The following is a 23,170-nucleotide window of genomic DNA, read 5'->3' as shown; positions in this document are numbered from 1 at the left end:
AGCGGCTCACGCGGCGGATTGGAGCCTTTTCCGTTCCGATTGATCGAATCCTCGGGTACCCTCATTCCGCCGCGTCGGCGGAACTGGCGAAGTTGATAGATGGCTGCATGGAGAGCGGAGATGGGCCGGCTCGATAAGCAGATGGATCCGTTCCACCCTGCCGCGCATCTGACGACGGCGGATCGCGTCGCCGACAATCTTGGGCTTGAGCAAGTCGACACGTCGTCGTCCGTTGAACCGGCCCGAGAGAAAGCCGCCTCGTCACCCGCGCATTTTGGGTCGGGCCGGGCGGGGACCGGTGTAACGGGCTCTACCAATTGGATCGACCGAGCACGTCGCATCTGGCGGCGCCATCTCCAGCGCGATCAACTCCCCCGAACGACCGGGGGGTCGACGGGAAACTTCGAGCGCTGGTTGATCGCACTGCTGAGCGTCGGCTTCGTCGTGAGTTGCGTTTGCGCGATCATTGTCTTCATGCAGGTCAACGCGCGCAAATTGGAGATCGCAACACTGCAACGTGATATCATCGCACTCAAGCTACGCGTAGCCAGGCTCGATCAGATCGCAAGCACGAACGAGATGCGCGAAAAGGCAAGCCGTGGAATACCCAAACCGCCGTCGGAGATCCAACGCGACCAGGCTCCGCTCATCCTGTCACGTGAAGAGATTCAGCTTGTCCGAGACTATATCAAGCCTGCACCAGTTGCTGGCCCCGCGACTGAGACGACAAAGGTCGGCGATCCCGTCGTGGGAGAAACCGTTCCCTTTTCCTCTCCGATCACGGACAAGGTGCGGAAGCTGCTCGGCGCGAGATTTACCGTTCGCAATGGCGTTGTTGTCATCGTCCGCAGCGGCAGCCGTCACGCTGATGCTGTAATTGGGCCAAATTGACGAGAACTGGCCGCGATCGCAGTAGTCGATCGCCCTCTTAAGGCTGGTTGTTCGGTGGTCTTTCAATGAACCGCCGGCTGCCATTGAGAAGCTCGAGGTTATTGGCGATAACCGGGTTGCCTGGATCGAGCGAATAGGCCTTCTCGAACTTTCGGCGCGCCGCACTCAGATTGCCGCGCAGCATGTACGAATATCCCTGGTCATTCAGGACCTGCACGGTTTCGCCGCCCAGCCGGATCGCTTGGGCATAGGCCTGATCTGCGAGATCAAAGCGACGTATCCGATCATAGCTCGCCGCGAGTCCAACCCAGGCCGTCACGTCCTTCGGCGATTTCTCGACCGCATCCCTGAAATAGCGATTGGCTAACCCGTAGCTGCCGCGGTTGAAATGCTCCAAGCCCAGCCGTACCGGCTCGTCCGAGGGATAATATTTGACGTCGGTCGGCTCCTGCACGGGGTCCCCCCCAGGCGGCTCGACGGGAGCGACGACGGCAGCCTGCCTCAGCGTATGATCACACCCCGCAAGGCCGATCCCCAACCAGCAACAGGTCAGCATGAAGATGATACGTCGCATAACCCCTTGGTCCCCCGCACGTCGCAGCAACTTCACTGCGCCGTTCGCAAACAACATCGCCAAAACCACGCACTAAAAATCGTTACCTGCCGCCTACGCCTACTCCACCAACCGGCACTGATACTCCAGCAGTCGATCCAGCCCCCAATCCTTCTATGTTGACGTTCTGGGTTGGGGCAGTCCGCACGCCCATTTGTTTCGTCGCATCGCCAATGTCGGGAAGCTGATCCACTGGCTGTTTCGTGTTGCCATAGCGAGTCACGGCGGCGCCCACGCGCCGCGCGTCGTACGTGATCCTGCGATCACCGACGTTTCGCGGCCATGGATGGATTGTGTGGGTGACCGCGTTGACCTCCTTGGCATTGCCGGCACTCATCGTGATGGTGTCTGAACGCTGGAAATAGCGGTCCACCTCGTCATGACCGGCCACCCCGTAACATCCCCCGAGCAGCAGCGGTGCGAACAGAGCCAGATACCTGATGGTCATCTCCCGCTTCCTTCTCAGTTGAGCGTTTTTACGACGGGCTGGTTCGCAACAGCCGGTGCCGGAATGGTCGCAGTGAGCTCGGGAGCGATGATGTGACCATAAGGTCCTTTAACGTCGCCGCCGGAGTTGACGTAGTCATTGTAACGCTTGCGGACTTCCATCTGGCCATTGAGGAAGAAATCGACGTCGTTGGCCGGAAGGCGGGAGTCGAGCGGTGACGCCAATTGCTGACCGGGCGCGGCCGGTGCGACCAGGCGCGGCGTCACGATGATGACGAGATCGGTTTCCTCCTGCTGGTACGACTTGCTGCTGAACAAGGCTCCAAGCACGGGCACCGAACCGATCCAGGGCAATTGCGAAACGTCCTGACGGTTGCGGGTTTGCAGCAGGCCCGCGATCGCAAAGCTCTGGCCATCCCGCAATTCCACCGTCGTGCGCGCATCGCGGCGGGTCAACGCCGGAACCGTCGTTCCCTGAATCGTCACCGCATTGGCGAAATCAAGCTCGCTGACCGATGGCTCGACGCGAAGGTTGATGACCCCCCGCGAGAGCACGGTGGGGACAAAGGCCAGTTCGACACCGAACTTCTTGTAATCGATTGTGATGGTCGGAAAGCCAGTCGCGGTCGTGTTTGGTATCGGCACCGGAAATTCACCACCGGCCAGGAAGCGCGCTGCATCTCCGGAAAGCGTGGTCAAGTTCGGCTCGGCCAACCTGCGAGCCAGTCCCTTGGTCTCAAGCGCCGAGATCAATAGGTCCACCGAACCCCCATTGCTCGTTCTGACGATGCTGGTCAACAAGCTTCCGAAAGGTACCGGAGCGATGCCGCCCCCCGTGCCAAGAAGCGTATTTGCCGTGGCTAGTACTGGGAGGCTACCCGTTGGGGGAGCACCGACAGGCCCATTGACACCTCCGATCGGTCGCCGGCCGGTCAAGCTGGTCACCACTCCGCCACGTCCCGTATTCGCGACGTTGGTCCCGTTGGCATTCGCTGCGTACAGGTTCACACCGAGGTCGCGGCCGGCATCCCGGGTGACCTCGAGAAAACGCACCTCCAGCATCACCTGCTGCGGCGCCGCGACACTCATCGCGTTGACGACAGTGCCCCCCTTCGCGACTGTGCTGGTGGCGATCGCCATGGCCCGCTCGGCCGTAACCGCATCGGCGGCCGTTCCGCTGAGTACCACCTGGCCCTCGGAAGCCGACACGCGGATCCCGTGCCCGCCAGTGCTGCTGCGGATGTTCTGCTGGAGATTGCCGGTATCGATCACGACCTCGACGTCGAGGATGCCGATCTGCTTCATCGAGGAGTCGAGCAGGATGACGTTGGTGGTGCCGGTCTGCTTGCCCTGGACGTAGATCAGGTGATCGCTGAGCGACTTCACGTCCACAATGTCGGGCGAGCCGGCCACGATAGTTGCGAAAGCCGTATCGACCTTGAAGGTGCGTGACTTGTTGACCACCACCTTGACCCGCTGGACGTCGTTCATTTCGCTGACGAAGACGCCGCCGCCGGAGGAGCCCCGCCGGTCTGCCGCTGTCGCGGGGTCAGCGGACGCAAAGGAGGCGAGCGCCGCGCCAAGACCCATCACGCTGAAGGCGAGAAGCCTCCTTATCTTACCCGAAATGCGACCGCCACCCATTCGAGTCCCCCCAACTGCGATCCGCGGCTCCCCCGCAAATCTACGTGCTCGATATCCCCAACAGTTCCCCTCTGCGCACCACGCCGCAGAGCTTACAAGATGTCCGACTACAATTCGTTACTTCGCGTTTCCAAGATCATCGTCCTTGATGCTGCCTGCGTGCAAGAAGAGACGCTTACCGCACAGCCTCAAGTGGCAAAGAAAACTTTCCAATGTTGCGGGCGCGCATCATTTCTCTCTGCAGCTCCGTTCAGAACTGCTGCAGCACGACCACGTTTGCGCGATTCCGTCGTGGCTCACGATCGAACGGCGTCGGCTCGTCGTCTCCAAACGGCACTTGGCCAGGCTCAGATTGCTTTGGCGCAGTTCGATTCCGAGGGGTTTGTCCAGCTCGAGCGCCGACCCGAGGCGATGTCGGCCAAGATGGGTAAGGCACGTTGCCATATTTTGCCTAGAAGGGAATTTGCGTTGACGCGCTCGGTGCATTGAGCGTCGTACCCCATATCGGCATCAGCATGGTGAAGCCGGCTTGAGAAGCGGTCACTGTCAAATTGGTGCCGCTGGATGCCACGCTCAGCGTCGGCGTGAGACCGCCGCGATACAGGAACGGCGCGGCAGTCTGCTTTGCGGTTGTGGACATGGGATCGCCCGCGCAGCTTGACGGCGACTGAGGCGGGCTTTGAAGCAAGGCAGGCGTGTAGCAGTTGATCATGACCGCTCGGGCCCCCGCGCTCGCGAGCGTCCGCAAGGACTGCATCGTGATCGCATAGCGTCCTAGATCGAAGATGGCGAAGATCAACATGAAAAGGGACACAAAGGCGAGGATGAACTCGAACGATGCGATGCCCCGCTGATCGAGCTTTCTCATCACTGCACCAAGCGGACAACTTGGGTGTAAGGGACGGTGACCGGATTACATCCATCCGTGCTCAGGAAGCCGCCACCGCCCATGGTGAGAGTTTTGGCGATCACTTGTGAACAGGTCGTATTGGTACTTTGCGTCGCTCCGTTCCAGGTCACGTCGACGTGCGGGAAATACATCGCACCACCCAGCTTAACCGAACCACCGTTGATGGTGACCTGATTACTGCTCTTGCTCGGTGCTTGATCATCAATCAGAACGCCGTTCAGATCAGAAGAGAAAGTGTTGGTGTAAGGCGCGGACAGATTAACTACAGCGCCGCCAGAGATGGAAATGCTGGAATCCCCGAGTAATACAAGAGTGACGCCTAAACCTGTGCCAGCCGGTGGCCAGGGTGTGCAGGCACTGCAAGTGATGGTTCCGCCATTGAATCTTATCGTGCCATTGTAGAAAAAGTACGTGCCCGGACTAAAATCTACCGCGTTCCCGGTCGTGCACGTTAGGTTGCGGTACAGGTTAGTGCTGCTCGGCGGGGTATTAGGCGTCAACGTACCACTGCATGCCAAATCGTTTGGCTTCCCGCTCGAGGTCAAGCTATTGAACGATTGGCTGTCCAATTTGCTAAGTGGATTGTTGGCATACGGCATGAAATAGTTGTACGTGACGCCGGGATTGGCGCAGGTGCTGGCTGGACTACAGCCGGTTACACCCAAGACGGCCCATCCCGAACCGGTGAAAGAGGCAGTGCTGGCAAACTGAACACTGGCATCCGACATTATCGGGCAACCCGTGCCGTTGTTGCTGACGTTACCGGCAATCTTAAGCGCCCCTCCGCCGCCGTTCGGATCAGGTCCGAGCGCCAAGGCGCACACCTTGCTCGGCAGTTCGACCAGAGCGATGGCTTGGGCGGGGATGTTGACGGTCGTCAAACCCAGCACTGCCGACAAGTAGGCCGGCTGTTGCTGACTGACGAGGGCGCGAACGGCGTTACCGCCGCCTCCTGCGGGCGGCGTTGTGAACGCACCCGCACTATAGCTGCCGATGTCGATCTGGACCGCCCGCGAGATTCCCGTTGGAAGGCTTGGCGCACAGTTGGTGCCCGGATAGGCCGTATCGCCGGTGTTGCAGAACCCGTTCTGTGCCGCGAATTCCTTTGCTTGATAATCCACTGATGTATCGCAGAGCACACCAGCATTGTCGCATGCAAGTCGCAGGGCGCCCGAGTAGGCCGCTGCATCGGCGGCATTCTGCGCGTGCTGCCTGGTGACGTACCACGATCCCGCCTCGGCCCCGAGTGCGACCACGCCGATGAGCGGAATCAGCACGATGACTGTTGCGAATGCGGCCGAGCCTCGTCTGGAACGGAGCAGACTGCGCATGAGAACACCTACTGGAAACGTTCGGAATAAGGCAGCGTGTACGTGCAACTGCTGGGGCACAGCACCGACGTCAACACAATCGGGGCCAAAGTGACGGTCGTCGAAAACGTAAAGTACTTGGGAGTCAAACCAAGGTTGCCGGAGTTGCAGGCTGTGCTTCCGCACATGACCTGGATGTTGCCGATGGTATGCCCGGCGACCGTTGTCTGCAGCGTCGACACCCAGGTCCCCGGGTTCGCCGGGTCGGGCGGACTCTTGTATTGAATGTATTGTCCGAATGAGCGCAAGGCCGACCACGCAGAGATAAACCGGAAGCCCGCGGCAGCGACGTCGGCAAGCGGCATCAGCAGGAACGACACCATGAAAATGTAAACGATGACTGTCTCAAACGCGACGGCGCCGCGCTGATCGGCGACGAAGGACCCTTTACGATACGCGCGCCTGCCTCCACGGGGACTTGCCACGTGCGATCGCGTCACCCGAGCCGCAGCGATCTGAACCATGTCCACCACAATCCGGCCACGCATAGCCGCTCACCAAACGTAAGGAATCACTCGCCAACGTGATGCTTCGTAACACGAATACTCGGGGCAATTGCGCCGAAGCAGATCTTCTTCGTAAAGGATTCGGCAGACCTGAATGCCTATATGCAGAACCAGGACCATCACCGTGACCGGTGTCAGGTATTGCAGCACGACGCCCAGCACCACGATTTCTTCTGCGACATAGAGCGGATGCTTGATCCATCGATACGGACCGGTCTGGACCACCGAGCGCGCCTGCGGCACCAGGCTGAATGACCGACCCAGATGTCGGATCGTAACAAGCATCATGATCGTACCGACCAGCACGCAGACCGTGGATGCCAGGTTGGGCAGTGTGTCGTCGGACTTGCCGAGGAAGCTGATCGTCCATGGCATATAGCTGCCGACGAAGGCAGCTATTCTTGGAAGCAGGCCGTCTGCATGCGCCTTTGCCGGTGAGCGCGTCATGATCAACAGTGCCAGGAGCATGTAGAAGATGCCGAGGCAAAAGCTCGACAAGAGCGAGGGCCATGGATCGTGCAGCGACGCCCCAATCCTGACGGCGACGCAAAGAGCCAGCAACAAGAACCACAAGCTGCCAAGCAGCCGCATGATCCGGTCGTAAGATCCGCTCTTGGAGAGGGCAATTGTGCTCATGGCTACTTTCCGAAGCTGGCGAACGAACGCACGAGGTGAAGAACGGGACTTCCCCCCATGATGACGAACATGGCTGGGAGCAGGAACAGCACCATCGGAATGGTCAGCTTGGCGCCCAACTTGTGCGCCCTTTCTTCCAGCTTGGTGATGCGTTCCCGCCGCAGGTCGAGCGCGATACTGCGCAGCGCCTGGCCCAACGGCGTTCCGTACTGCAAGCTCTGGCTGATCATCGTGCCGAACCGGCGAAGACCATCCGAAGTGACCGCCAAATTCTCGAATGCTTCGACGCGGCTTGGCAGTATCCGGAGATCATCAAGGAGTCGGTGCAGCACCCAGGCCATGGCAGGATTGGTCGACTTCATTTCTTCGGCGACACGCCCCAGCCCGCTTTCCAGGCCCATTCCCGCCTCGCTGCACACGATCAGCAAATCGATCATATCCGGCGTGCCCAGCCGAATGGCAGCATCAAAGCGCCGCTTCATCACCGACAGAGCCAATCGCGGACCCAAGATTCCGATCACCACACCCATCAGCGTGAAGACCAGCACGTCGGCAGGTCTCCTTCCCGAAAGTTGCGCCAGAAGCAGCGCAATGACCGGCAGCGCGAACATGCTGACGATCTTGATGCCGATCCAGATCGGCAAGGTTCTATGATGATTGAATCCAGATGAGTGGAGGACCGTTCGTAGCTCCTCCAGATTCTCTTCGGCGTAGAAGCGCCGATAGCGCATGCCCAGCCACGAGAACCAACCGGTCAGGTCTTTGAAGGGGGCTGACCGGTAAGGGATACCCATCACGGCGTTTGAGACCCGCGTGTCCAATGCACGGACGTGTAGTTCGCGGATGATCAACATGAAGGCCGCCGTTCCAGCTACGACTGCGAGGGCCACCAGCCCGAGACCAAAAGTCATAGTTCTGTTTCCCGCCTGACCATCCAACTTATCACCAGATGCCCGATGAGCACCGAGACTACCGCGTAAGCCAGAAGCTTGTTTCCGGTCGGGTCAGTGAACAGCAGATCGACGTTCTGCGGATTGGCCGCGTATAGCAATGCTCCGGCAATCAGGGGCGAGATCGTGAGTGCTCGCGAGGAAAAGATCACTTCTCCCGCCAGCGCCTTGGCGCGAGCAGCGAGCGCAACACGCTGACTCACCGTGTCGCCCAGCGTCTGCAAGGTCTCGGCCAAGCTGCCGCCGGACTTCAATTGAACCGCGAGTGTCACCGCAAACATCGCATACTCTGCCACTTGCGTTCGCCGATAGACGCCTTCGACGGCTTCCTCCGGAGGTCTTCCCAGATTCATTTCGCTGCACACGATTGCAAATTGTCCAGACGTCGGTTGCGGCATTTCGCGCGCGATGGTGCGAAATGCTTCGTGCACAGGCAGACCCGATCGAACCGTACTCGTCACCAGCTGAATGGCGTCAGGCAGCTGCCGGAAAAGTTGACTGGCGAACCGACGTTGCTGCCAGCCAAACAGACCTCGCACGACTACCACGGCGGCAACCGCAGCCGCGACAGACACGTAGAAAACGGAAAATCCCAGCAGGCGATTAGCGTAGAAGATCGCTGCTACGGCGATAGCGGCAGCAAGCAGCACATACGCCGGATGCCAGGCGTGAACCATCTCGGGCCTGTAATTGGCCAAACGGTGGAGAAGCAGATATCGGGAGCCGGTCTCCGCCCGGCGAATGGATGGCAGGCTGGCCGGATGGGAGGCCGGTAGAGCGACCGCCAGCCGGCGGTCCATGCGTCGCTCCCGGCCGTCGAGCCATAACGAGCCGACGGCTGCGCACATCGCGAGCACCAGAACAGCGACGATCACGGCCTCAGGTATCATATCTGCCTCACTGCCTCGGCCCAGGCGCGATCGAGCCCGAAATAGACGAGACGGCTCTTGAATTTCGGGACTGCAAGGGTGGCCCGGTAAGTGCCCGAGATCCGCCCATTGTCGTCCTCCTCCTGGTATTCGAATGTTGCGATGTCATTGGTGGTGATCACATCCGATTCCAGCCCCATCACCTCGCTGATCTGGATAATGCGACGTTGCCCATCGCGCATGCGTTCGACTTGCACGATGAGATCCAGTGCAGCGACGATCTGAGTTCGAATGGCTCGCGACGGTAGATTCACCTGCCCCATCTGCACCATGTTCTCGATGCGGGTCAGGGCGTCGCGAGCACTATTGGCATGGACCGTGGAGATCGAACCATCATGGCCGGTGTTCATCGCCTGCAGCATGTCAAACGCTTCGGCGCCGCGCACCTCGCCCACGACGATCCGGTCAGGACGCATGCGCAGCGCATTCCACAACAGATCGCGCTGTGTCACCTGCCCCGTGCCTTCAAGGCTGGGAGGCCGGGTCTCCAGGCTGATCACGTGCGGCTGCTGGAGCTGCAGCTCCGCCGCATCCTCGATGGTGACGACGCGTTCGCTGTGATCGATGAACTGGCTCATGGCGTTGAGCAGCGTCGTCTTGCCGGACCCGGTGCCGCCGGAGACCAGGACATTGAGCCGACACCGGGCGGCAATCTCCAGCAATTGTCCGACGGCTGCGGTCATCGAGCCGTTTTCGATCAGTGCGGCGATATCCAGGCGGCGGCTCGGAAACTTTCTAATCGAGATGCAGGGGCTGTGGATCGCCAGCGGCGGGAAGATGATGTTGACGCGGCTGCCGTCGGACAAGCGGCAATCCACCATCGGGCTGGATTCGTCGATGCGCCGTCCAACTTGCGCGGCAATTTTCTGGGCCACCGATGCGATGTGATCATTGTCGCGGAAGCGCACCGCGATCCGCTCCAGCTTGCCGGCTCGTTCGACATAAACGTTGCTCGGCCCGTTGATCATGATGTCGTTGATCGATTGATCGAGCAGAAGCGGACGCAGCGGCCCATAGCCGGTCATGTCGTCGGCAATCTCGTCCGCCAGTTGAAGCTGCTCGCGACCCGACAGTTCGAGCCGTTCCTCATTGGCGATGCCATGGATGATTTCCTCGATCTGGCGCCGAAGGACGTCACGCGAAACAGTTGCGGCCACCGATGGCTCAATCTGCTCAATGACGCGTTCGCGCAGCGAAGCTGGCATCACCGGCCGGTCAATCGAAGCCTCGTCGCGCCTTGAGGTTGATGCAGGCACGCTTGGCGTCGTTGCAGCCAAGCTCGGCGTCGATGCAGGCAAGCGAACCGGCGTTTCCTCGTCGCGCCTACCAAACTTTCTCATAGCCCCAGCAGCCTCCTCAGCCGTCCCTTCTGCTCGGCGCCAAGCCCCGTGATCTCCCGTACGATCGGCGCGAGATGGCGTCGCAGTGCAGATACGTGCTTCAGAGCGGGAATTCCGAGATTGACCGCCTGGGTCATGCCCTTCCCGAGATCGGGTACGACCATGTCAGGCTCTGTCCCCAACGCCTTGACGACCGCGGCCCTGGGAAGGCCGCCCGGGCGATTGGCACGGTTCAGCAAGGTGAAGACCCGATCCCTGCCGGCAATGTTGGTGACGGCGGTCCGTAGTGCGTGGGCATTGCGAAGTCCGGTCACCTCCGCCTCCAGCAGCACCAGCACGTGCCGGGAAAGAGAGATCACCGGATGGATGGATGACGGAAACGGGACCGGGACATCGACAACGATGTAGTTGAATCGTTGGCGGAGCAGGCCAAGGACGTGCCTCACGCCGGCTTCGGTGATGTCGAGCTGAGCGTCCAGCTCCTCATCGGCGGAAATCAGGCTAACCCGCTCGTTGACTGCGATTGCGGCGCGCTCGAGGAACAACGTGTCCGCCCGCATCGGGTTCTCCAGGGCGATGCGCAGGCCTGGTCCGGGCTGAACACCCAGCATCACGGCTGTTTCGCCGCCTTGAAGATGAAGATCGAGCAGCGCGACCTTGGCCTTGGTGGTCTCCGCCAGTTGCAGCGCGAGATTGATGGCGATGCTCGTTGCGCCGGCACCGCCCTGCGCGCCGCAGATCGAGATCACATGCCCGCCTCGGTCGGTTGCCGCCGGCGCACGATCGCCCAGCAGCTTTGGGCGCAGCTGGTCCAGCACCATGTCCCGCGTGATCGGTCTCGGCAGGTACTCGGTCAAGCCGAGCTCCATAAGCGCGCGATAGAAGGTGATCTCCCTGCTTTCACCGATCAGAGCCACCCGGACATCGGGCGGACAGACGCCGGCCAGCCGCTCCAGTTCGGCAAATGGATCATCGATACCACTGATGTCCGTCACCAGGGCGAATAGTTCGGTGTCCGTTTCGAGCATCCGTATGGCATTGCGGATCGTGCCCCGCTTGATCGAAATATTGCTGCCTTCAAGGCCCTTGCGCAGAGCCGCGGCACTCAATTCGTCATTGACGAAGCAGACGATTCGATTGCGGGCGACAACAGACGTCGCTTCTTCAGGAGTGCTGAGGGCCGCTATGTTAACGCTCATCAACGTTTCTCCAGCAACTTGCCTGCCTGAACCACCATCGTCGCTCCGCGGCGGGACACTTCCGACCCGTCGCAGTTGATCGGAACGTCGCCGTCGGCAGATTCCTGTTTCCTGACGGAGTATTGTTTTATCTGACCACCGGAATGAACAACGACCGCTGCTGTCCGGCCGGCAATCGCATTTTGGCGGGCGATTTCCGGCGACACATCGCAGCTGGACATGGCGCCAGTGTCCGCCGTATCCCACTGCTCGACTGCGGCCCGCACCGCCAGGGAAAGCGTTCCGAGCTGCCTTGCGACCGTGATCTTCTTGACCTGGTCCGGGGCAAGCTCCAACGATACAGTCTGCGCTTGCTTGCCGGCCACCGAGCCGGCTACCGAGCTTACGGTTCGGCCACCCTGCATGATTTCCTGGTCAATCGCGATGACTCGAACGTTTCCTAGAACGGTCTCGCTCAGGGCCCGGCGCGCGGGATCTGCCTTCTCGAACACCTGGGTCAACAAGACATCAACATGATCACCCGGCCTGATCAGCCCCGACACGCCAGACTCCTCGTCCACCTTGATGCTGATTGCACGGCTATCCGGTGCCAGGACGCTGGCCAGGAAGCCACGATCCCGAGGTCGCAATACGTCCTGCAAGGTGATGGGACTGCCAGCGTCGACGAACTTGCGGACCAGAGAGCCGGGAAGTCCGGCCTTCGAGTCCGGTGTTTCCAGGATCGCCCCTGCGGGAAGGCGTTCAGGCGACACCGAGCGCACGGCGAAATCTTCTTCGCGGGCCAATGTACCTTTCGACAGCGGACGTGCCGCGACAAAATACCCGACAGTCGAAGGAGGCGCCGGCCCTTGCGCCGTAACCGTTACCGGAACCTGTTTCGGCAGGTTCATGTTGTAGGCGATCAGCCCGAATGCGGTGGTTGCGAGCAAGAGCACAAGGATGATCGAGAGGCGCAACGTGGATGACATGTCAAAATCCTCTGCTCGAGATGGTCCAGATGCCACCGCACGCTATGGCCACCCCGTAAGGCAGGGGCGCGTGTCGCACGTGGCGCCAGCGCTCGATCGCGTAGACGCGCCGTGCGAGCGACGAACCGACCGGCGCCAATTTCGGATATGGCAGGACGCGCATCACCAGATGCACCAGGGCAAGAACGCCCCCGGCCAGCGCGGTTACCGCCAGCAACTCAATCAAGCCCGTCGGCGGCAGGCCAATGGCCAAAGCTACCAGTAACTTGACGTCGCCCCCGCCAATCCCGCCACGCTGGTAGAGCGCGAGCAGCAGCAGGAACAGGAGCGTCGCGGCAATGAGGGATTCGGCAAGTTGCATTGGGCTGGCAAGCTGACGGGCGATCCCGAGCAGCGCCAGCAAGAGACAGACGTCATTTCGGATCGTGCGGGTCGCGACGTCGAGCGTTGCGACATACAGCAACAACGAGATTTCCAGTATCGAGACGATGGAAGAAACCCAGCTCATGCATGCCTCAGGGTGGTGGGAAGGCACAGCAACAATAAGAATGGAGAGAAATAACATTCGGAGGGGGACACATTCCGATGCCCCCCTCTGGCCGGACGGCCGTATCAGACTGCCGCAGTAAAAGCGGTGGTGATCGCGGTGATCCCGCCTGTCAGCGCGGTTCCGATCGCACCGCCGGCCCCAACGCCGAACACAGCTGACACTGCGCCGATGATGCAAACCGCGACGATGATGTACTCGAATGACACCACGCCGTCCTGGTCCGTCCGCAGACGCTTCAACGCTTCCTTGGTCTCGATGAAATGATGCAACATAGAGGAATCCCTTCTTTCAAGATGGATTTTTCAGACACCTTGGCAACTTCAGCGGCTGCGGATTTATCTCCGGCCCCGCCAGCGACAAACTATTCATTAAATACTTATTAGCGTCAACATTTAATATATAATTCCGATTTTAAATCGACGCACTGCGAAGCGAGCCGTCACAACAATCTCAGAATCGACAAAAGCGCCGTAAATCAAATACGATAGCCGAACCAACAATCGGATCCTGGGCAGAGCGCTGGCTGGAGTCGGTAAGCAATCACCGGATTATTACGGATGAGCAGCGCTATAATAAGATTAATAGGTAATCATGTGAGGGCGATATAATCGACCGGATGCTGCGCCCCTGGCCCGCGCACATGGAGCAAATTTCGCGACGTGCGAAGGCGCGACGCAGCACATCTGTCACGACGGGTGAGGTGATCCGTTCGAAGATTCCGATCGCACTGATCGCTGCCTTGCAGCCGCATGATTCCCGTCAGTCGCACCGGTGTGCCGCAATCATAGAGGCTCCTGGACCCCACCTTGCGAGGCGGACCATCGCGGGATGGTGGTACGCTCTAGAGCGTAGCGCGCAGCCAGGACCCGTCATCATTGTTACGGGCTCGGTAGCCGGCGCATCTGCCCTGGGTGCGGAGAAAAGCAAAACAACCGATTATTTTATTATCGTATATAATCATGATGACTCCATCACAAAATTAAAAAATATGTTGGGGAAAAGAAAACATGGGAGGTTGGAATGGAAGCTGCCCGCCGCTTTCGCGCAATGGCCTTGCTTTGCCGTCAGACTGCCGTACTCCAACCTGCGCGAAGCTGGAAATTGCTTGCAGAGGCAGAGTACTGGGAGCATCTGGCCGCCGCGGCCTTAGCTCATTGAGCTTCAGTCGGGCGTTCTTTGTCTTCCGTTTTCGTCGACTTCCTAGTTAAGTCCTTTTCTGAGGCATGTGATGAGTATGCGTCAAATTTCCTCTAGTGCTGTTCTGAGCGAACGGCACCAGGCGCTTCTGGAGGAGCTCAGAGAGGTGGAGAAACTTCGAAGTAAGCTCCGACATCTAGAAACAAAAACCAATCGGCAGAAGGCGGCGTACCAAAGCGAGCGGCAGAGCTAGAGCCGTTTAGAGACCCGCCGGATCCGAAGGATGACCCGGCTCACTCGCGCGATTTGATGCACGGATTGCCCGCGTTCCTCGCGTCCACCTCTACCTTGAAAGAGGACTGGGCGGCTTTCATCTGCGCCTAGCGAGCCTCGGCGATGACGTCGCTACGACGCGTCGCCAACCAGCCAGGCCGGGGTGCCTCACAACACTTGAACGAACTCGGCGGCGAGACCGGCCGCCCATTCAGGGTCGGGCGTTAGCTCCGACTTTCATTCGACGTTGCACTTCGGAACACCGCAACGAGCCGATCGCCTTCCCAAAGCTCAACGTCGTGCTCGTCATGCATTTGCTCGGCTCGGCGTCTCGCCGCCGGCTCGTCAATACAGTCGAGCTTTGCAGTGCAGATCACTTGCCGGCTGCCGTCCACCACGAAAACCTTATACCGCATGATGCCGTCCGATCCAAAAAGGTGACGATCATCGTACCCGAATGTCCGGTTAAGGCAGCGCCAAACTAAGTGCGATGCAACGGAACCATTGTACGTGTGGCAGTTCGGCGATACCTGCTCGTTCAATCCGTCGGTCGCGCGGCGGCAGTACCTCGTATGTCGCCACCTCAGTGGCGTAGTCTCACTGCGTGCCGAAGCGTGTGGCTCGAGCTTAAGAGCGAGAGGCCACCAAGCGTCATCAGCAGCCCACCGAGCCAGCCCGTCCAGCTGCGCGCTTCGTCGTGCCCCTCTGCAGTGCGCGGGCCCAGCGGCATATCTTGAGGTGGGTCGGCAGGCGCGGCGGCGAGAAACTGCCCAACGTTGACTTGATCCGGCACGGAGTGTTCGCGCTTGAGCTGGTTGCGGGGAATATCTCCGACGGGAGCCGCCGACATCAGGGTAGCACCCGTGCCGAGATCGGAAGTGGCATCTGCTACCTGCATTTCCGTTACAGGCGTCTGAGATTGCTCGGGCGGTGCAGAGCGCAGCAACTCCGCGCGCGCATCAACGATCACGCTCCGCGTGGTCTGCGTGGTCCGGTTCTCGTCGAAACTGGCGCTACGGTCTTTGGCCGCGGGAGCCCGAATGGGCTTCTTCACCGTCGCGATGCTCTCGGCCAGGAACCAGCATCTGCGACGACCGTCCGTTCGGTAGACCCAATGCTGTCCGCCACTGGTCGAGGTACCGGGACGCGGCGCGCATTCGGCTTGCGGCGGAGGGGTGGTTACCGTGGGTTGGGACGTAGCAGTATTGAAGAAGTCGGTTAGAGGATTGGAAGACGCAGGCGTCGCCGAAAAACCTCCGACAAAGAGCAAACTGGCGAAGTACAATCGCAAATGTCCGGACATCGGAAACTCCCGGGTGCGCCCCCGCTTGAGCCTTAGCGGCGACAACGGCCCCCATGCGGCTTAAATCGGGCAACGCGATGAATTAATGGTATTCTTGGCCACCTAATTTATATGCCGGTCCAGCACTCCAGGGATGCCTGCAACAAGGATAGGCCGATGGATTCATCGGTCATCTGAGTTGCGCCGGGCCTCGATCCGCGGCGTAGCCGCCCGGTCGATTGCGATAGTTGCGCCCGTTCCCGAACACCAAAGCAAAACTTGCCGAGGGATGAGTTCGTGGATGTCGCGATACGTGGACACCCCCGCTACGAATTAAATACTCCATCGCGATATTGCCATCGTCGCGCCTTTCTCCCTGCCACCTAGCGGATTTAAATGTGGATTGTGCGATCAATATTTAACTGGCGGCTTGCCTGCTCCCTGATTCCCGACTTGTGTGCCCGGGCCTTCTGCCCAAGATTCGGATTGGAGCCATGAACACCGCGCATTTTAATTCGCTCTCCGTTGACGAGCTCTGGACCCTTCACCAAGAGGTCGCCGCCAAACTCACTCAGAAAATGTTGGTGCAAAAAGCACGTTTGGAGGAAAGGCTGCGCAGCATTAGACTGGCCAGCGAGGTCACACGGCTCAATTACAAGCGCCGTCGTCCATATCCGCCCGTCCGTCCCAAATATCGCAATCCGAAGAACCCAGCGGAGACATGGTCGGGTCGTGGCAGGCAGCCGCGATGGCTGCGGCCGCAGCTTCGAAGCGGCCGAGACTTGGACGATTTCCTGATCGATCAGGCTTCAGCTCAAAAGCGCCAGACAAATTGAGCGCCGATTGCGGCATTTTGGGTTGGGAATGCTGGCGCCGGCTGTTTCCCGATCTGAGATTTTCACATTATCGTTTTAACGCGGGTCATGACTATGGTTGGAGCCATTGGCCGTAGCGACCGCACTTGCGATCCGGCTGACGTCTCGCTGAGTCGCTCGGGGGGCCCGCGGCGCAGTGAAGACATCGACGAGAACTCAAGCGCACGATGGCCCGACTTTAGTCGTGATGCTCTCTGAAGTGCCGCCTAACCGCATTCCACGCTCGAAGGGCTGGAAGGAGGAGGACGACGAAAAGAACTCTGATTGCAACTGGAGTCATCCCGCGCTGCAGGAGTGGTGGTTCGCGACCATCCCAGCGACCGGCCGTCGTGTTGATCGTCGCCGGAGATGGAATCGCTGCGTGCCGAGTAGGTGCCGGTCTGCGCGAGGGCAGGACAGCTACAACGAACAGAACGTTCACCAGCAGCCATATTCCCACTATGAGAAGGACACTACGCACGAGAACGACCATCGTTGATCTAATCTGCCGAGCTTATTCCTGCCTCATGCCCGGCACGCAGCCGGCAACACTGCGTTCGCGGACGGAACCGCTTCGCTGCAGCCGGCACATTTGGCATCCGCCGATGCCATCGGGCCCTGAGCGCTTCGCGAACGCCCAGGATCGCTCGCAGCCTAGTCGGGCGCAACACTCGCGTCTGTGCGCTTTCGAACATTCATGCCCCTTCAGGTATGCCCGTTCTGTGCATCATCGGGCGAGAGCCGGACAGAGATAGCTCATCAGCCAGGACGGCCGACCTCAGCCCGCAGTCCCTGAACAGGGGCCGGGTCATGGAGCATGGCCAAATATCGCAGCACGATGAGCGACGAATTTGGCGGTCCGCATCGAACCAGTATCGAGTTTCGGCAGTTGACCCCCGGTGAATCCGAACAAGCAAACTGATTGTTCGGGCCGAGGATAATATTAAAAGCTACGCCGGCACACATGAAGGACCTCCGACGACGTTTGGAAAAGGTCCGCGCTGACGCGAGAGAATTTACGCTGATGAGTCAGCGGGCGACGGACATAGAGAAGCGCGAGCTGTTCAAGCGCTTGGCGGATGAGCTCGCCTTCGAGGCTCTCGAGCTCGAGCTGATCGTGAAGAAAAATCAGCCACCTGATCGGTGCGACAAGCACGAGGTCGTGGAATTTACGTTACCCTCTCAGCGAAAGCGCGGCTGACGCGAAAGAGGTTAAGCCGGCTAGTTCGTGCGTGCATAAAGGATCTTTGCGCATGACTCCGCCAGCGATCGCTGGCCGCCGCATCGAACTGCCCATTGCGCTTCGCGGGCCCAGATCCGGAACATTCTGGTTCTGCAGCAAGCGGTATCTTGCTGCGCCGGACAGAACACACCGTCCGTTTTGCCCGCTCCGATTTCCTATTCTACGACAAGCACGTGACCGACTTGTCCCATCGGATCTGCGCGCTGTATCGAATGGGTGAAGATATAGAAACTAGGGAAACACCGAATAGCAAACCGGCCGTGTCCACTCCAACAAAAACGTCGCACCAGACGCGCTTTGCTCTATCGAAGAATTTAAAAAAGCCCCTGCGGGCTTAAAGGTGGTGGGCGCACCAGGGCTCGAACCTGGGACCCGCTGATTAAGAGTCAGCCGCAGGTTTTGAAGAATCAATGACTTGCCGGTCGCACTCTGGTGCTTAACCGGCCGGAAATGGGTATTCGTCGCACGATCGTAGAGCTCCGCTGCACCGCCTGTTGGCCAAGTGCTCGGACGCGGAGGCAGAAGTCGCACAGCGAAATCAAAAATCCGCTCAATTCATCCAGCGATTTCAAGGCTCATTTGGAAAAAACGGCTGAAATGCCCTTTAGCAAACTCAAGCTTGGGAGTCATTTCCAAGCGAAGACGGCTTTTCGCACTGCATCACTTACCGCAGGTCCGGTGACAAAATGCACCGACGGACCGCGGATGGGCCTAGCGCGAGTGACCCGAAGCATGGTGATCATGAATCGCTTTGCCAGCGCCTCGCGGTAGTATGGCGCCACCAGGTCTCGCGCTAGAAGAGGCACATTCGGGTCTGCGACCAGCCCGCCGACCGGCAGGTGCATCAACCGAAGCGACTTCTCGTCATCGATGTCGCTGTAGAGAACGACATTGATGAACTCCTCGATGTCACGAATGATTCCGTGCCAAGTCGGCAGCGCACCGCGCGCATCATACTGTGCCAGATGCTTCGAAATAGCCTCGCCCTGAAGCCCGATTTGCTCGTCGATCAGACGGATTGCCTCTTTCCGCCCGACCAGTTCAGTGCAGTCGCTCAGGACCTTCCCCTCCCCTGAATCCGAATAGCTCTCTGGTTGTCGGAAAGATAGTCAACGCATTTGAAGAATCGATTTTCGCTACAAAGCGATTCGGCGAAGCGTCATCCTCCAAGCGTTCCTCAACCCCTTCTTGAATCGTTATTCCTCATCGTTCAAGCCCGTAAACGACTGAAACAGCATCGCGGCCGTGACTTCATTTCTTACAACGTCCATTTCTGCGGATGGTCCCGCCTTGAAGTGCCCTCGTAACGCGAGACATGCCTCAAAGGTTTCAACCCGCGAAGCGGCGGTTGTAATTTGTCTCAAGGCGGCATGATGGCGATCGTAGTCCCCGGCTCTCACCATTTGGGGCAGCATGTCGATGATCGGAAGCACGGTCCCTTCCCGTTCTGCAGCCTTATGGGCGACGATCTGTCCAAGCACGCCACAGAGGAAACCGAAATCAGGGGCAATGCGTATGGCGAAACGGCGTGCACGCTGCGCCGTGGACGATCGATTTGCTTGTTGTTTAACCTTTCCCTCGTGCTTCCGGATGAAGGTGAGGAGCCAAGCCTCAATCTCAACAAGCGTGCGTCCTCCACACCACATCGAGACTAACGTCTGAAGCGCATCCAGTATCCGCCTGGCTGTGGCTTTGGGCGCTGTCGTATTTGTGTAGGCTCGGCCGAAGACCGACTCGAGGGCCGCCTCCCTAACAAAAATCGTCAAATCCAAAGGGTGTTCAGCCACGACATCGAGCAACCATCTGATCCAGTCTTCGGTTGCGGTCTTATCAACCGGCCCCTGATCAAGCGCCTCCTCCAGCCGCTCGATGAGTCTTGGAGGAATACCGTTCCGTACAGCGATCTCCCGCTGCCAATCGAGAACGGGCGGATCTTCCAGTTGCTCCTCGGCAGCTTTGAGCGCGGTACGGCAGCGTTGGAGCCATCTATCCGCTCCTGGAGCATCAGCTTCTTTCAGCCGGAAGTACCCCAGAGAGCGACGGACAATATCGTCGAAGCCGCTCTCGCCCGCTGCTGTGACAGCCGACAAACGCCGGATAACCGACTGCATTTTCGGATCGGTATCGGCGGATACCTCGATCTGATCGAGCAGCAACTCGATCGGATCATAGATTTCCTCACAGGCATCCTGCTCGGAAAAGACCGTCTTCAAGATTCCTTCCTCCGGTAGAGCGAGGTTCGCTCTCTCTACTCCAATCGGCTGTGCAGGTATGACGATTGCCAGCCCGGTTGCTGCGTATGCCGCGCGCCCGGCCCTTCCTAGCGCATTGAGTATCTCGTGAGGACGCAGATCCGTGCGGGGACTGCCACTTGGGTCATCAACCGCGCTCCTGTCGGTGCCTGCGAGGATCACCACGTCGCACGGCAGATTCAACCCTTGCGCAATGGTTGATGTCGCGGCGACCACATCGAGGCCCAGATCGTCGCTTTCGATCTCCCTGCGAACCCGGAAAACGCTTTCCGTCAGCCTCCGCTCCAGGGGGAGCAGATCGCCATGGTGTACGGTCGCCCTGCACCCAGAGGGATCGAATGTGGCTTCGGACGATCCCACATCTTTGAGAACCGACTTCCGCATCTCCTCCTGCGCCTCATCCAACGCGATCGTAGCCCGCGCCAGGAGTCCATTGATCTGATCTGCAACGCTTCCACATGCCTTGGTATCGTTGCAGAACACGATCACACGCTTTCCGACGGACGCGTAGTCCGCGGCAATCTGCGCAGCGACTTCGTTCCTGTTCGATGTAAATCGGCCCCTGGCGTTTCTCACTAGCGGCGGCCGTCGATCTGAGAGTGCTTGCACGACTAGTTTTTCCGGCCTCTTGGGGTGCCAGCCTGAGATCAACGAGAATAGCCCGAGCGGCTGTGCGGGAACGCGGTTCTGTGCCGCCTTACTTTTCATCCTCAGTGCTTCTTTCGCGGCCTGAGCAACGTCAGAGCGGTCATAGATGACACAAGAGCGAAGTTGTCGTGTTGGCTTCCAAGGATCGTCGAACGGCTCGACCTCCCTTCCCGTCACACCGCGCAGCCAACGCGCAATTTCGGCGCCGTTGGCGACCATGGCAGACAGCAGCAGCAGGTCCGCTTGCTTGCGATGACGGAGAAACGTCAGAAGCGCCAGCATTGCGTCGATCGCTCGCGCGCTCACCTTTGATGAGGTTTTCGGATCGTCTGCACTGATGAGATGAAATTCGTCGAATACAAGAAGCCCTACCTTTTCAAATAGTTCTGGTGCGAAACCCAAAAGGGCAAGGCAACGCTCTGGCGTCATTACGGAGAACCGTGGCAGCCTCTCACCAAGCTCCTCGAGGGCGACGTCTTCGACAACGCTGACCGCCTCCAGGCCCCCGATTTGCGCAGACATGTCCGTTTCGACCTGATCGACCAGAGCATGCGTTGGCGCTAGGTAGACGACGCTCTCCCCCGCACATAAGGTCGCTGCAATTTTCAGAACAGATAGAGTTGTCTTTCCCGAACCGGTCGGAGACGTCATCACCATCGATCTGCCGCGGTTCAGGTATCCGGTCCTGATTGCCTTCAGATGATTGATCCATAAAAACGGACGCGATTGCGCCTGCGAGAGGAGCCAGTCGGCCCAGGCCTTCGGCTGCGCACCGGATGGTGTTGGAAGCCGAACTAGCATTGAAGCCTGCATGCCATTGACGAGGCGGCTCAAGAGCGTTGCCAGATGATGCGGCCCCGCAAACTGGTGATGTACCGTTCCCTCAAGCCCCAGCTTGAACTCTATTGCCGATGCCTCCGACAGACGGATGACCCGGCTCAGCCTTGAACGGACCTCCGCGTCAGGAGTGGCGCTTCCGCGCGCCTCCTGACCGAGTCCCTGGACAACATACGCACATTCCCTCAGAAGGAGGTCGGTAGCGACTTCGCGGCTGTCACCCTGCGTAATGAAGTCTTCGTCGAGGTCACGCTCTATCAGCGGGGTGAGATTGCCGGTTGCCAACTCCCGAAGGCTAAGAATCAAAGATCGTCGGACGGCCCGCCGTTCGCCCCTGGCCCTCAGTTGACCTGCAACTTCCGCAGCATCAGCCGCGCGGTCGGCAATCAGGAACAGGAGCGTCGCCGAAATCGACGCTCCTACAGCATCACCCGAAACAAGCGTCGGCCGGTCTAATGCGGCTTCACGAACGCGGCTCAATATCTGATGAGCACTCGCTGCGACGAAGGCCGCAGCACGTGTTTGCTCTGGTCGAAGATTGAGTGCGACATAAGCCTCGAAGGTCGAAGCAAGGCGCCTCACCCGGTCGATCACATCGCTTGTGATCGCAGATGCCCCCAGAAGGCGGACTGTGGCTAGCTCTATGTGCGCGGCCGTAAGTATTTCGTCCAATATTTCCGGGTCCAGACCAGGCAGGTCCGGTGCTTGGCGTAGAAGAACGCGGGAACTTGGATCAAACACCGGCGATCTCCTTGACTTTCGCCGCCACCTCGCCTGCGAGGAGGGCCAACCCACTCCGCACGTTGTCGAAGGCCAACACGCCGGCCGTCCGCGATTCGAGCGAACCACCGGCCACGGCTTCAAAGCCGGCAATGATGTGCAGAAAATTCCCTGCCTTGCGCTGATCTTCGCCTGTCGCCACGGCAACCCTGAACTCGCGCGCGCCCTCCCAGAACACGTCGTCAACCGCCGTCTCGGGATCGATGTTTGGGACACTCTTGAGCAGGGTTACGAGTTCGGCGAGGATCTCATCGTCGCGATCACCGCTAAGAATAGTCCCGATCTCAGGCCATACGCTGGAACTTATGAGGCTACGGGGTGATTTCGAAGCCTTGTCCTCACAAAGCACAATTCGCTTGATCTCGCGTCCATTCGCATCCAAGTCGACGATAAAACCGTCAAAGCCCTTATCTGCCTGCCGCACATGGGGAGCGGTCATATAGCCATTCGGAAGAGCCATTCTCGCGGCGACCCACGAGATATGTTGGAACAGTAGGCCGTCGCGATGAATAATGGATGTTCTGATCCGCTTCTCCGCGGCTTCCTTCTCCGCGTCGCTGCCCGACCGACGCAACTCTAGGTCTTCCGCATGCGGAGCCGTCAGCTTTCGCACGACATTCTGTACCACCTTGCCCTTTGAAGCCCGTCGGCGCGGCTCCAAGGCATTGATCACGCGCTGAGCGTTTTCCTCCTGTCGCAAATACAGGTAGGCAATAACTTCAATCAGCTTGGCACGGCTTTTCTTGTTAATCGACCATTCAGAAAAATTGCATTCGGTAGTAATGGACGTCTTTAGCGAGAGCGGCATTCTAAATCGCTTCCGAATCTGCGAATACTTCCGTGCTCAATCTGAGCGCGTATTTCACCGAAGTCACCCGTTAAAATGCCAATTGTGGTCTCCCGCTGGTCGC

General features: G+C 59.2%; 21 protein-coding genes. 4 read left to right on the top strand and 17 right to left on the bottom strand.

Annotated features, from left to right (window positions below):
* Positions 1–120: 120 nt before the first annotated feature.
* A complete protein-coding gene (locus I6F12_RS12535; RefSeq protein WP_109145690.1) occupies positions 121–891 on the top strand; it encodes a hypothetical protein in 771 nt (256 codons plus the stop codon).
* 37 nt (positions 892–928) lie between these two features.
* Here I6F12_RS12535 and I6F12_RS12530 read toward each other — a convergent pair whose 3' ends face one another.
* The 3 genes from I6F12_RS12530 to I6F12_RS12520 form a co-directional block, all read right to left on the bottom strand.
* Positions 929–1,465, bottom strand: coding sequence for a tetratricopeptide repeat protein (locus I6F12_RS12530; RefSeq protein WP_085969012.1), 537 nt, complete (start codon positions 1,463–1,465; stop codon positions 929–931).
* Between the two features lie 82 nt (positions 1,466–1,547).
* A complete protein-coding gene (locus tag I6F12_RS12525) occupies positions 1,548–1,952 on the bottom strand; it encodes a hypothetical protein (protein ID WP_036008116.1) in 405 nt (134 codons plus the stop codon).
* Between the two features lie 14 nt (positions 1,953–1,966).
* A complete protein-coding gene (locus I6F12_RS12520) occupies positions 1,967–3,595 on the bottom strand; it encodes a type II and III secretion system protein family protein (RefSeq protein WP_225156449.1) in 1,629 nt (542 codons plus the stop codon).
* A gap of 99 nt (positions 3,596–3,694) precedes the next feature.
* On the opposite strand from I6F12_RS12520, the gene I6F12_RS12515 reads away from it, so the two are divergent.
* Complete coding sequence (locus tag I6F12_RS12515) at positions 3,695–4,084, top strand: hypothetical protein (RefSeq protein WP_146207697.1); 390 nt, start codon at positions 3,695–3,697, stop codon at positions 4,082–4,084.
* Here I6F12_RS12515 and I6F12_RS12510 read toward each other — a convergent pair.
* The 12 genes from I6F12_RS12510 to I6F12_RS12455 all read right to left on the bottom strand — a co-directional run bounded on the left by I6F12_RS12510 (position 4,047) and on the right by I6F12_RS12455 (position 15,666).
* Positions 4,047–4,463: a TadE family protein gene (locus I6F12_RS12510; RefSeq protein ID WP_225150331.1), complete on the bottom strand. Its 417-nt coding sequence runs from the start codon at positions 4,461–4,463 to the stop codon at positions 4,047–4,049. The two genes, I6F12_RS12515 and I6F12_RS12510, sit on opposite strands and share 38 nt — an antisense overlap.
* Entirely contained in the window at positions 4,463–5,836 is a 1,374-nt protein-coding gene (locus tag I6F12_RS12505) for a pilus assembly protein TadG-related protein (RefSeq protein ID WP_036031695.1), read from the bottom strand. The genes I6F12_RS12510 and I6F12_RS12505 overlap by 1 nt, the downstream gene beginning before the upstream one ends.
* An 8-nt stretch (positions 5,837–5,844) precedes the next feature.
* The gene (locus I6F12_RS12500) at positions 5,845–6,339 is read right to left on the bottom strand and encodes a hypothetical protein (RefSeq protein WP_225114733.1); all 495 of its coding nucleotides are present in this window, start codon (positions 6,337–6,339) and stop codon (positions 5,845–5,847) included.
* 30 nt (positions 6,340–6,369) lie between these two features.
* Positions 6,370–7,017: a methyltransferase gene (locus I6F12_RS12495; protein ID WP_225156448.1), complete on the bottom strand. Its 648-nt coding sequence runs from the start codon at positions 7,015–7,017 to the stop codon at positions 6,370–6,372.
* Positions 7,018–7,019: 2 nt separating this feature from the next.
* Positions 7,020–7,928 carry a type II secretion system F family protein gene (locus I6F12_RS12490; RefSeq protein WP_036031699.1) on the bottom strand — a complete coding sequence of 303 codons (909 nt, stop codon included), beginning with the start codon at positions 7,926–7,928 and terminating at the stop codon, positions 7,020–7,022.
* A complete protein-coding gene (locus I6F12_RS12485) occupies positions 7,925–8,857 on the bottom strand; it encodes a type II secretion system F family protein (protein ID WP_192893117.1) in 933 nt (310 codons plus the stop codon). Before I6F12_RS12485 ends, I6F12_RS12490 begins: the two co-directional genes overlap by 4 nt.
* Positions 8,854–10,236: a CpaF family protein gene (locus I6F12_RS12480; protein ID WP_036008135.1), complete on the bottom strand. Its 1,383-nt coding sequence runs from the start codon at positions 10,234–10,236 to the stop codon at positions 8,854–8,856. The genes I6F12_RS12485 and I6F12_RS12480 overlap by 4 nt, the downstream gene beginning before the upstream one ends.
* On the bottom strand, positions 10,233–11,435 hold the full coding sequence (locus I6F12_RS12475; RefSeq protein ID WP_128263234.1) for an AAA family ATPase: 1,203 nt from the start codon (positions 11,433–11,435) through the stop codon (positions 10,233–10,235). The genes I6F12_RS12480 and I6F12_RS12475 overlap by 4 nt, the downstream gene beginning before the upstream one ends.
* Positions 11,435–12,403 carry a Flp pilus assembly protein CpaB gene (gene cpaB / locus I6F12_RS12470; protein ID WP_192893116.1) on the bottom strand — a complete coding sequence of 323 codons (969 nt, stop codon included), beginning with the start codon at positions 12,401–12,403 and terminating at the stop codon, positions 11,435–11,437. Before cpaB ends, I6F12_RS12475 begins: the two co-directional genes overlap by 1 nt.
* Position 12,404: 1 nt before the next feature.
* The gene (locus I6F12_RS12465) at positions 12,405–12,911 is read right to left on the bottom strand and encodes a prepilin peptidase (protein WP_050996277.1); all 507 of its coding nucleotides are present in this window, start codon (positions 12,909–12,911) and stop codon (positions 12,405–12,407) included.
* 104 nt (positions 12,912–13,015) lie between these two features.
* A complete protein-coding gene (locus tag I6F12_RS12460; RefSeq protein ID WP_036008144.1) occupies positions 13,016–13,225 on the bottom strand; it encodes a hypothetical protein in 210 nt (69 codons plus the stop codon).
* Positions 13,226–14,946: 1,721 nt separating this feature from the next.
* Positions 14,947–15,666 (bottom strand): hypothetical protein, encoded by a 720-nt coding sequence (locus tag I6F12_RS12455; RefSeq protein WP_225156447.1) that lies wholly within the window; start codon positions 15,664–15,666, stop codon positions 14,947–14,949.
* Positions 15,667–16,139: 473 nt separating this feature from the next.
* Between I6F12_RS12455 and I6F12_RS12450 the strand changes: the two genes are divergently transcribed.
* Both I6F12_RS12450 and I6F12_RS12445 read left to right on the top strand, forming a co-directional pair.
* Complete coding sequence (locus I6F12_RS12450) at positions 16,140–16,481, top strand: H-NS family nucleoid-associated regulatory protein (protein WP_074448231.1); 342 nt, start codon at positions 16,140–16,142, stop codon at positions 16,479–16,481.
* Positions 16,482–17,463: 982 nt separating this feature from the next.
* The gene (locus I6F12_RS12445) at positions 17,464–17,700 is read left to right on the top strand and encodes a hypothetical protein (RefSeq protein ID WP_225156446.1); all 237 of its coding nucleotides are present in this window, start codon (positions 17,464–17,466) and stop codon (positions 17,698–17,700) included.
* Between the two features lie 1,238 nt (positions 17,701–18,938).
* Here the strand turns inward: I6F12_RS12445 and I6F12_RS12440 are convergent.
* Together I6F12_RS12440 and I6F12_RS12435 are read right to left on the bottom strand one after the other, a co-directional pair.
* Entirely contained in the window at positions 18,939–22,220 is a 3,282-nt protein-coding gene (locus tag I6F12_RS12440; RefSeq protein WP_225156445.1) for a DEAD/DEAH box helicase, read from the bottom strand.
* On the bottom strand, positions 22,213–23,067 hold the full coding sequence (locus I6F12_RS12435) for a hypothetical protein (RefSeq protein ID WP_036008206.1): 855 nt from the start codon (positions 23,065–23,067) through the stop codon (positions 22,213–22,215). The genes I6F12_RS12440 and I6F12_RS12435 overlap by 8 nt, the downstream gene beginning before the upstream one ends.
* Positions 23,068–23,170: the final 103 nt, after the last annotated feature.

Origin of the sequence: Bradyrhizobium sp. IC4059 (genome assembly GCF_020193615.1) — a bacterium.
Classification (GTDB): Bacteria; Pseudomonadota; Alphaproteobacteria; order Rhizobiales; family Xanthobacteraceae; genus Bradyrhizobium; species Bradyrhizobium yuanmingense.
The sequence above is the reverse complement of the archived record's forward strand: the minus strand, read 5'-3'. Positions and strand labels throughout refer to the sequence as shown.

Bases quoted from the DNA above. Each gene is read 5' to 3' on its own strand.
- I6F12_RS12535 (WP_109145690.1), top strand. From the start codon at position 121: ATGGGCCGGCTCGATAAGCAGATGGATCCGTTCCACCCTGCCGCGCAT.
- I6F12_RS12530 (WP_085969012.1), bottom strand. From the start codon at position 1,465: ATGCGACGTATCATCTTCATGCTGACCTGTTGCTGGTTGGGGATCGGC.
- I6F12_RS12525 (WP_036008116.1), bottom strand. From the start codon at position 1,952: ATGACCATCAGGTATCTGGCTCTGTTCGCACCGCTGCTGCTCGGGGGA.
- I6F12_RS12520 (WP_225156449.1), bottom strand. From the start codon at position 3,595: ATGGGTGGCGGTCGCATTTCGGGTAAGATAAGGAGGCTTCTCGCCTTC.
- I6F12_RS12515 (WP_146207697.1), top strand. From the start codon at position 3,695: ATGTCCGACTACAATTCGTTACTTCGCGTTTCCAAGATCATCGTCCTT.
- I6F12_RS12510 (WP_225150331.1), bottom strand. From the start codon at position 4,463: ATGAGAAAGCTCGATCAGCGGGGCATCGCATCGTTCGAGTTCATCCTC.
- I6F12_RS12505 (WP_036031695.1), bottom strand. From the start codon at position 5,836: ATGCGCAGTCTGCTCCGTTCCAGACGAGGCTCGGCCGCATTCGCAACA.
- I6F12_RS12500 (WP_225114733.1), bottom strand. From the start codon at position 6,339: ATGGTTCAGATCGCTGCGGCTCGGGTGACGCGATCGCACGTGGCAAGT.
- I6F12_RS12495 (WP_225156448.1), bottom strand. From the start codon at position 7,017: ATGAGCACAATTGCCCTCTCCAAGAGCGGATCTTACGACCGGATCATG.
- I6F12_RS12490 (WP_036031699.1), bottom strand. From the start codon at position 7,928: ATGACTTTTGGTCTCGGGCTGGTGGCCCTCGCAGTCGTAGCTGGAACG.
- I6F12_RS12485 (WP_192893117.1), bottom strand. From the start codon at position 8,857: ATGATACCTGAGGCCGTGATCGTCGCTGTTCTGGTGCTCGCGATGTGC.
- I6F12_RS12480 (WP_036008135.1), bottom strand. From the start codon at position 10,236: ATGAGAAAGTTTGGTAGGCGCGACGAGGAAACGCCGGTTCGCTTGCCT.
- I6F12_RS12475 (WP_128263234.1), bottom strand. From the start codon at position 11,435: ATGAGCGTTAACATAGCGGCCCTCAGCACTCCTGAAGAAGCGACGTCT.
- cpaB (WP_192893116.1), bottom strand. From the start codon at position 12,403: ATGTCATCCACGTTGCGCCTCTCGATCATCCTTGTGCTCTTGCTCGCA.
- I6F12_RS12465 (WP_050996277.1), bottom strand. From the start codon at position 12,911: ATGAGCTGGGTTTCTTCCATCGTCTCGATACTGGAAATCTCGTTGTTG.
- I6F12_RS12460 (WP_036008144.1), bottom strand. From the start codon at position 13,225: ATGTTGCATCATTTCATCGAGACCAAGGAAGCGTTGAAGCGTCTGCGG.
- I6F12_RS12455 (WP_225156447.1), bottom strand. From the start codon at position 15,666: ATGTCCGGACATTTGCGATTGTACTTCGCCAGTTTGCTCTTTGTCGGA.
- I6F12_RS12450 (WP_074448231.1), top strand. From the start codon at position 16,140: ATGAACACCGCGCATTTTAATTCGCTCTCCGTTGACGAGCTCTGGACC.
- I6F12_RS12445 (WP_225156446.1), top strand. From the start codon at position 17,464: ATGAAGGACCTCCGACGACGTTTGGAAAAGGTCCGCGCTGACGCGAGA.
- I6F12_RS12435 (WP_036008206.1), bottom strand. From the start codon at position 23,067: ATGCCGCTCTCGCTAAAGACGTCCATTACTACCGAATGCAATTTTTCT.